Annotated in this window: 13 protein-coding genes; 4 read left to right on the top strand and 9 right to left on the bottom strand. The window is 49.3% G+C overall.

From position 1 onward, the window contains the following. The 4 genes from IEW52_RS15830 to IEW52_RS15360 all read right to left on the bottom strand — a co-directional run. Window positions 1–217, bottom strand: a 217-nt coding sequence (locus IEW52_RS15830) for a hypothetical protein (protein ID WP_229667997.1), incomplete at its 3' end; no start/stop codon positions are given. A gap of 3 nt (window positions 218–220) precedes the next feature. Then, window positions 221–583: a hypothetical protein gene (locus tag IEW52_RS15370; RefSeq protein ID WP_188630962.1), complete on the bottom strand. Its 363-nt coding sequence runs from the start codon at window positions 581–583 to the stop codon at window positions 221–223. A gap of 7 nt (window positions 584–590) precedes the next feature. After that, entirely contained in the window at window positions 591–1,067 is a 477-nt protein-coding gene (locus IEW52_RS15365; protein ID WP_188630961.1) for a hypothetical protein, read from the bottom strand. Between the two features lies 1 nt (window position 1,068). After that, complete coding sequence (locus tag IEW52_RS15360) at window positions 1,069–1,329, bottom strand: hypothetical protein (protein ID WP_188630960.1); 261 nt, start codon at window positions 1,327–1,329, stop codon at window positions 1,069–1,071. Window positions 1,330–1,564: 235 nt separating this feature from the next. Between IEW52_RS15360 and IEW52_RS15355 the strand changes: the two genes are divergently transcribed. After that, window positions 1,565–2,128 carry a nucleotide-binding protein gene (locus IEW52_RS15355; RefSeq protein ID WP_268236676.1) on the top strand — a complete coding sequence of 188 codons (564 nt, stop codon included), beginning with the start codon at window positions 1,565–1,567 and terminating at the stop codon, window positions 2,126–2,128. Further along, window positions 2,125–2,400: a hypothetical protein gene (locus IEW52_RS15350; protein WP_188630958.1), complete on the top strand. Its 276-nt coding sequence runs from the start codon at window positions 2,125–2,127 to the stop codon at window positions 2,398–2,400. Before IEW52_RS15355 ends, IEW52_RS15350 begins: the two co-directional genes overlap by 4 nt. 1,146 nt (window positions 2,401–3,546) lie before the next feature. On the opposite strand, the gene IEW52_RS15345 is transcribed toward IEW52_RS15350, so the two are convergent. Next, the gene (locus IEW52_RS15345) at window positions 3,547–4,335 is read right to left on the bottom strand and encodes an integrase domain-containing protein (protein WP_229667996.1); all 789 of its coding nucleotides are present in this window, start codon (window positions 4,333–4,335) and stop codon (window positions 3,547–3,549) included. A gap of 1,242 nt (window positions 4,336–5,577) precedes the next feature. On the opposite strand from IEW52_RS15345, the gene IEW52_RS15340 reads away from it, so the two are divergent. Next, window positions 5,578–5,757, top strand: a complete 180-nt coding sequence (locus tag IEW52_RS15340) for a hypothetical protein (RefSeq protein ID WP_188630956.1) — start codon at window positions 5,578–5,580, stop codon at window positions 5,755–5,757. Between the two features lie 146 nt (window positions 5,758–5,903). On the opposite strand, the gene nadS is transcribed toward IEW52_RS15340, so the two are convergent. From nadS to IEW52_RS15320, 4 genes are all read right to left on the bottom strand, one after another. After that, window positions 5,904–6,191 (bottom strand): NadS family protein, encoded by a 288-nt coding sequence (gene nadS / locus IEW52_RS15335; RefSeq protein ID WP_188630955.1) that lies wholly within the window; start codon window positions 6,189–6,191, stop codon window positions 5,904–5,906. Then, window positions 6,188–6,523 carry a type II toxin-antitoxin system RelE/ParE family toxin gene (locus IEW52_RS15330; protein WP_188630954.1) on the bottom strand — a complete coding sequence of 112 codons (336 nt, stop codon included), beginning with the start codon at window positions 6,521–6,523 and terminating at the stop codon, window positions 6,188–6,190. Before IEW52_RS15330 ends, nadS begins: the two co-directional genes overlap by 4 nt. A gap of 114 nt (window positions 6,524–6,637) precedes the next feature. Then, on the bottom strand, window positions 6,638–6,892 hold the full coding sequence (locus tag IEW52_RS15325; protein WP_188630953.1) for a hypothetical protein: 255 nt from the start codon (window positions 6,890–6,892) through the stop codon (window positions 6,638–6,640). Between the two features lie 198 nt (window positions 6,893–7,090). Then, window positions 7,091–7,294 carry a cold-shock protein gene (locus IEW52_RS15320; protein WP_188630952.1) on the bottom strand — a complete coding sequence of 68 codons (204 nt, stop codon included), beginning with the start codon at window positions 7,292–7,294 and terminating at the stop codon, window positions 7,091–7,093. 223 nt (window positions 7,295–7,517) lie between these two features. Between IEW52_RS15320 and IEW52_RS15895 the strand changes: the two genes are divergently transcribed. Further along, window positions 7,518–7,826, top strand: coding sequence for an SEL1-like repeat protein (locus IEW52_RS15895; RefSeq protein ID WP_188630951.1), 309 nt, complete (start codon window positions 7,518–7,520; stop codon window positions 7,824–7,826). Window positions 7,827–7,895: the final 69 nt, after the last annotated feature.

Here is a 7,895-nt window from a genome sequence, read left to right as displayed (position 1 = left end):
GGGGGGGGATTGGCTTGTATGACTCTATCTCAAACCCTTTGTAAACTTCCATTACAATGTAAAGAAGGTTTATCTCTTTTACAGATAGTATGTGACTAATATTTGATTTATATAAGTCATTTTTACTTCCTTTTGTAATTGATATATCCAAACCTCTAACAATTTTATTGAAGTTGGATTTGGTTATGTATGCAGTCCCTTGTGATTTTTTTTCCATGATCTAATCATTGTCCTTGTTTTTTAATGTAGATAACATGTCTTTGTATATCTCACTCTTATTAACTATACCAGATTCAAACATCTGGTTTAACCATGATGGGTACGTCTCGTACGCATGGCAGTGTTCATCCATAAATTTTTTGAACTCTTCATCTTTGAGGCTCATAATCATGTCATATAAATGCTGAGATAAAATATCTGTGAATGATGATGATATAGAGAAGTTTAGAGATTTAGACATTGCCTTTAACATCAGCGCATCTTCCGGAGGGAGCCTGATGGTGATATTAATATAGTTCTCATCAATGCTCTTCTCGAGTTCTTTGTATCTCTCTTTAATAAATTTTTCTGCATGTTTACTCATAGTAATATCAGTCTTCCAAATTTTTTTTCATTAGCACCCAATTTTTTTGATTGGATGGGTTGTATGCCTCATCAGCAGGTTGAAGCACTCTCCACATCCAAGTTAGGCCTCTGTATTCCTGTTCAAAACCACCTTCTGATATTTTTTTATCAACATACTCAGATAAATGTGTTTTTTCTGCTATGTCAAGAGATTCGAACATTGATGATATATCGTGAGATATAATTTCTTTTATAATGGAAGCTCTGGTCTCTTTAAATGTTGAGGCTATGAACTCGAAAGCTTCAGCATCATCCTTTCTAACTCTAACGTTAATGCTTATGCTTTTTTTATTATTTTTATATCTTTTGGTAAGCTCAGTTCCTGATAGGGAGGAGCCATCGCGCTTTCCATATAAATAGTCTATAGCCAAGTAGCCAGTAGACTCTGGATCGACTTTTTCTATTTCTTTACGTTTTTTATTTATTTCTTCAATGTTTTTCATCTTAGTGCCTCTTGTAACCCTCTAGGCCATAGGTGGTTATTTCATGACCTTCACTTTCAATAAGAACAACCCCTCCTCGCTCTCTCATCTTGATCATGGTGGATTGTAGCCTTTCGAATTCTTGCAAGACGGCATCAATTCCTTTTCTATTGAGAACAACTTTGTCTCCGTGCTCAACACCGAACATCCTAGTCATCTCAAGCATTGTTTGATTGATTGAACGCTGGCTCATGCGTTGCTGCATATGTTTTGTACGTGCCATCTCACACCCCTCCTGTTATTCACTAAACACATTGTAACTCAAGAAGAATAATTTAAAAGTCTATTTTTGGTTATTTTTAGAATTTATTGATATTCTTTTGTTTATCTTATGTTTAACAATGACTTACTTATTTTTTGCTGTCGTGTTTTGCCTACCTTCAGCTGGATTGTTGATTGTTGATTGTTTGTTGTTATTATCAGAACTAACTAAGGTAGCTTATTAAGTGCGGTAAATTATGCAGGTTATTAGCGTGTGGAGTCCTAAAGGTGGAGCAGGGAAAACTACTATCACTCTTAATCTGGCTGGTGCTTATTCCGCACAAGGGTTAACTGTGCTGGTGGTAGATCTAGATCCTCAGCAGAGCGCCGCGTGGGTTTATAGTCGAGGGAGGTTACCCTTTGAGGTGGTGGCAGGAATGCCAAAGAAAAAGCCTAAAGCTGATGTTGTTCTGTTTGATCATCCACCAGGAGTTGGCGATGTACCAACTGTGGGCAAGGTGGTTATGCCGATACGACCAAGCGCTTTGGACATCCACAGCGCCTCTTTGATGGCTGGCCAGCTTAACGCTGAGCAAGCAATTTATCGTGTGGTTAATGCGGTTGATGTACGCCGTCGCGAGGAAAGAGAGGTATCCCAAGAGTTAAGGAGACAAGGCGCTTTTGTAATTGGTAGTCGGAGCTCTTATCCAAGGGCAACTGGTGAGGGCGTTACTGTTTGGCAAGTTAATTACAGTGGGGCTAATGAAGCGAGGAACGAGATAAAAATATTGGCTGATGCAGTTTTAAAAGGTGATTTATGAGTAAGTTAAACGATTGGACTGCGACCCCTAGTCGAGCTGTCGCCATCCCCAAAAAAGAGTCGGTCTTTGTTCGTACATCGGTTAGTTGGACTGCAGACTACCCAGATGCCATTAACAAGCTGCTGCTGGAGGCGCAACAGAGTACCAGTGATCCAAGTTTCAGTAAGTCATTGGTTATGAGGGCTGCAGTTCGCGCATTGGAGCAGATGAGGTCAACCGACAGGATAGAGCTGATGAAGCTGATGCTGGAAGAGCGGGATAATCAAGGGTAAGCAATTTGTCACTGTATGGCTTTAGGTCTGAAGATGGAGGGTAATAAGGGGAGGCATCTAGGAAAAAGGCCAAACGGTGATTAAAAATCAACCTATCGACGCGAAAGTACTCTTTTGGAGCATTTAGCTGCGTGGACAAATACGTGATGTGAGGTACATTAGCTATCTAAGAGGATTGCAGTCCTTTTGAACCGGAGGAAACATCTATGCGGGATGCTTCCAAAGCTTGTTCTATAAGTGTAGCTGGCCTTAGTGCCTCACTTCAACACCTTTCAGAACCACCCCGCATTCTCTGATGTTTCCTTTGGCCGTCACCATTGGCGTGATTACGTGGCCGGAGGGATTGGATTCAAGTCGCTGTTGCCCTCCTTGCCGTGTCGGTCGGACCGAACGGGGAAATCTCACATACGGTCCAAGCGTGCGACGCGCACCTATGCCTTCCAGAACGTCGCGGTTCTGGAGTACCTGCACACAGAGCGTAACGGGGAACCAACCACGGCCAGCTCTTAAAAAACGGCGCGGCAGTCCAGCCCTCATGGCGGGGACGAAAGCAGATACAGCAGGCCGGAGGTGTGTCTCTGGAGCGCGTGAGAGGGGCAGCCGCTGCAAGCGGTGCCGATAGTCCAGAGCAAGGCGGATCATCCTGAAACCCACTTAAGTGGCCAGGATGGCTTGCCTATCTTGAAGCGCAGCGAAAGATAGGCAAGCACAGACAGCGGAGGCCGTAGGCCGACTTCCTTTTATTTGTTTTTCTTTTAAAAAAACCTAGAGAGAACCTTGGCGAGGTGGGTAACCCCGATCCCGTAGGGCTGTCCATCAGGCTGTGTTTTTAGCCTGTGGGCAGTAGGGGTTATCCACGGAGCTTGTTTGGTTTTGGGGGAGTACCTGAACGATTTAGCCATTCCCAAAGCAGGACCAGGGCATAGTAGTGATCCCGAATTGTGCTGTTGGCTAGGTGGCTAAATCGGTTGTAGTACCTGTGAATGTGCGCCCGTCCTATGCTCTCCGGCTTTTTTACTCCTGGTTCATGCTGTTGTATGTCCAGGAGGATGCTGTTCAGCCTCTTTACCATTGCTCGGCGCGCGGTTTTTCCGCCGTGCCGGAGATAGGTGTCTGCTCGTTCTTTGACCCATTTTTCCATCCTGATCACCCCAAATAGTTGTTGGTTATGTCGATACGACCGTGGCCGACTTCCAGGGCGACCTGCAGTCGGGCGGCATGGTCTCGCTCTCTGGCTTCGGCCGCTGATATCTGCAGCGTCTGGCTCAAGTAGTGATGATGTTCGCGGTGGCTGACACCGGCCACCACCGGACAGGGCGCGCCTATTAGCACCTGATAGCGTTCTTGGGCGTATGAGTGGCGTTCGCCGTGAAAATGGATGCCGGTAGGCGCTATCTCTCGGTATGCCGCTCCCCGAAAGGCGGCGTAGGTCTGTGCGGCGGGGATCAGGCTGTGATGTTCCCCCTGAACACGGGCGGCAGCACGCAGGGCTGCCAGCTGCGGTTCTGGTCGGGTGATGGGCACCTCGCGAAGACGCCCCCCTTTGGTGCCGTCCAGGATGCGCACCGAGCCGTTGCGTTCGGCCTGGGTCAGCGCCTTGGCGGCGTCTAATTTCGCGCTTTCCTCGAATCGCAGCCCGAATTCCCTCTGCAGATTGAGTAACACCCCGATCCGCTCGGAAACGAGCCCCAGAGCGTGTTGATGAGCCTCCGGGCTGACGGCCCTGGATTCGGTACAAATGCCGCTGCGACGTGGCAAGCCGGCTTCGCGTACCGGGTCCAGATGCACGGTTTTATCTCCCCTGGCAATTTCCATGACCCGGTTTACCGCGCTCAGGTAATTTTGTGTGGTGGCAGACTTTAGTTCGCCGTGGTCGAATTGCTCACGGAGTTGGGCGGCGTACTGTTGCAAATGCACCTTCTCAATCTGCCGCATATCGCGGATCCCGAGTTCTTTTTGTGCGTACTGTACAAACTGACTCCAGCGATTCGCCATCGTGGCTATCGAGGCGTGTGATTGCATCCCCTCTTTTAGCGCGTGGTAACCGGCCCGGTTCATATCTCTGCTGCGGAGTCCGAAATTACGGGCATTCGGGTTTTGTCGTTCGTGTCTGGCCATTGTTCCTGTTGCTTGCGAGTGGGCAGTCATTTCCCTGTTTCGTGGTAAGTGATAAAGCGCGTTTGTGTAATCGACTTGCGCGTGTCGTGACTGCAAAAGCCAGAAACCGTCTGGCGGCGGTGAGAGGGATAACCCGACCTCTACGGGTGATTTTTAACGTGAACAGCTGCTATGGCGGGGAAATCGCGTGCGTTCAGCTGGCCCCTAGCGGGGCTGCTGATAGCTCCGGCTGGCATGATCGCGTGTGGTTTCGTTGGTTTTCGTGTTGATGGCTCGCATGCCAGCCCGCACGGGGCGGGGGCTGCGGCGTTTTTGCTCCGCCGTCTCTGTTTTTCAACAGAGACGGCGGGGGGGCGTTCGCAGGCTCGGCAGCAGACACATCCGGCTGGAATGAATGCCTGGAGATGAATGCACAGCGGTATGTTGGCAGCTGCAGAGTGGCGAACGATTCTTTCAGGCCGAGAGGCCAGATGCTCCCTGGTAGGGATTTATATGAGGTTATATTCGTCGAGATCGACGTTGGTGACGCGCTTCGCTATTGAAGGAGCCATTGATGGTATGAAGATTTACTCGCCGAAAAAACGGCGGTGGTGGCGTAGTTTCATCGAAGAAACGGCCATTTTATGAAGTTTTTTAGCTAATTTACCGAACATCGTCATGATGGCCGGTGTTTTTATGCTGATTATTTTCAGAGGCCAACTACCTACGGGGTGCTCAACTTGTGAGCGAGAGATTATTTTATAGCATGTATTATTTAGGGTCGCAAGCGAGTACCGATAGGGGGATGTAGGCTGGTTATCATGATAACCAGCTTGGAAGGCCTCAATGTGTGGTGCTGACATCGAGACGCTGTGCGCACCGTAAAAAACGGGGGGGGACTCCCTTGTTTAGGTGTATTTAGGCACGTACAAGCATGGTCTAGCAGGTTCTAAACCTACTTATTTAAATACCCGGGGGGCTTCTCGGTCGGTATTATAGTGTGGATATGAATGATTGCAGGGCTTAGCCAAAGGGAAATAGTCAGTGAGTGAAGAATTCACGTATGTCGTCCAGGAGCGGATGAATGAGACATGGGTAACACTGACGAGCATGATCAGCTCAGAGCAGGCACTTACGCATCTGCAGGAACTAAAACAGGTAGCACCGGAGCCGCCCGGTGGTGGCCGCTATCGGGTGATCAAAAAGTTACACATGGACAGCGGCCCTAATATTTACCCTTTTTACTGTCGCGTTTCCTGAAACAAACTGCCTACGCCGACACGCTACGGAAAAAATCAGGGGCTCGGCCCCTGCAAAATGGATTTTAGGCGCGTACGCGCACCTCGATAGGCGGGTGGCGGTGGAAAGCCGATATCAAAAAGGCCCGAGCAGGGCCTTTGCGGATCTTAGTGAGCGGCGAGAGCTGTGTAGACTGTCGGGTCGTCCTGAATCGTAGCCAGCACCTTGGCGGCTAACCCTGCGGGATTACGGCGTTTGCACTCCCAGCTCTTGATGGTGTCTACGCTGACGCCCATCGTGGCGGCAAATTCGACCTGAGTGACCTTCAGCAAATCTTCACGGATGGACTTCACGTCGGCAATCTCGTAACGGGTGACACGGGCGGGCGCTTTGCGGCCCTGTTGAATGTCTACAGCTTCCTCAAGGGAGGCTGTCAGTTCGTTAAAAAAGCTCATTTTCCCTCTCCTTTCAGTGATTGAACCAGTTTTTTCAGCACCGCTTTCTCTTCATCCGTCAGGCTGTCTTTCGCTGATTTCGGATACGCCAGCACCAGGAAAATCCTGTCGACGTGGGTCAGGACGTAAAGCACGCGTACCCCGCCGCTCTTGCCCTTGTTACCGACGGCCATTCGAACCTTTCGTAAGCCGCCGGTGTCCTTGATCACATCACCCTTTTCAGGTTGAGCGATGAGCTCGACTTGCAAATCCTTTAGTTCGTCGTCTGTTGCCAGCTCCTTGATCTGCTTGGTAAAGATCGAAGTTTCTACGAACTCAATAGCATGACTCACTCAGCGGATTCCCTACCCAGCACATTAAGTGTACATGGTACACCATGGTTGCGCATGCGTACATAGCCGGACATGCCTCCGTACCACCCCGCGGGGCTTACTTTAATCCCCTGGCTAGCCACGTACCCGCACCTCGATGAAGCCGATGTCCCGCGCCGCCTGGAACGCCGCGTCCAGAGAATGAAACAGCCGCTCCACCTCCACGCCATTCTTCTTCCGGTTCAAACACAAGGCCACCAGGGCACCGTTGCGCCGTTTAACGTGCAACACCCAGCGTGGCGCCGGGCCGGCGTCCAGCACCGCCGGCAACAGCACACAGCTCTGTAAATCGCCGGCGTCAAATAACAGCCGCAGTTGGTCAATGCGCATAATCGGTTTTTACCCTGGCAAATTGGAGATTTGTTGGGGGAGGATAGGGCAAAAGCGGGGTTTTGCCAACGCACCAGCGCCCTGGTGGGGCGGTGCATTGAACATAACGGCGTATTATGTGTGGTGGGGGCGGTAAAATTCAGGCATAAAAAAACCCGCCGAAGCGGGTTTTTTAGACTGTTCATTACCCGAGGGTAATTAGATAGCCTGAATCTGAGAAGCTTGAGGACCCTTCGCGCCTTGAGTGGCGGTGTAGGATACTGCCTGGCCTTCTGCCAGTGTTTTAAAGCCGCTGCCAACTACTTCTGAGAAGTGTGCAAACAAGTCTTTGCTGCCATCTTCAGGAGTAATAAAACCAAAACCTTTCGCTTCGTTGAACCATTTTACGGTGCCGTTAGCCATTATTTTCTTACCTTTATTCAGGGGTGAGCGTGTGCTCGGAAGTGCAATAAATATCAAATAAGGGGAGGAATTGGAGACTGTGGAACCGAGAGGAACTAACAATATACAAAGGTCGCGCTAACTTGAAACATCTTGCTTGTGTGGTGCACAATACGGCAGGGAGAGGGTGGCGTCAAACTATTTATTTTGTGATGTAGATCTCATTTTCTTGGGGATACTGACGATGACGTTCATTGCCGATAGTGCCGGGTTGGGGTGTTTTTTGTCAAAACGGGAGCATTCCACAAAGGTGGAATGCTCCCGTTTTTTTAGAGCCGCCGAGCAAGGCTATGCCGGTGCTCAATATAACTTGGGGTTAATGTATTTACGGGGAGAAGGTGTTCCTCAGAATGACGTGGTTGCATATGCTTGGGCATCGGCGGCGGCTGCCAACGGAGAAGAGGCTGGAGTGACGCTGCGAGATATTGCAGCAGAAAAGCTTACCAAGACGGAGAGAGCTAAGGCACAAGCGTTGGCTGCTCAATATTTTTAGCTGGATCGGCCTTAATCTTGCGCCTCACGCGAAGTTGAAGTAGTTGTGAAACGTTAAAATGAAAAAAAA

It is taken from the genome of Oceanisphaera marina (assembly GCF_014643915.1).
Lineage (GTDB): Bacteria > Pseudomonadota > Gammaproteobacteria > Enterobacterales > Aeromonadaceae > Oceanimonas > Oceanimonas marina.
The sequence above is the reverse complement of the archived record's forward strand: the minus strand, read 5'-3'. Positions and strand labels throughout refer to the sequence as shown.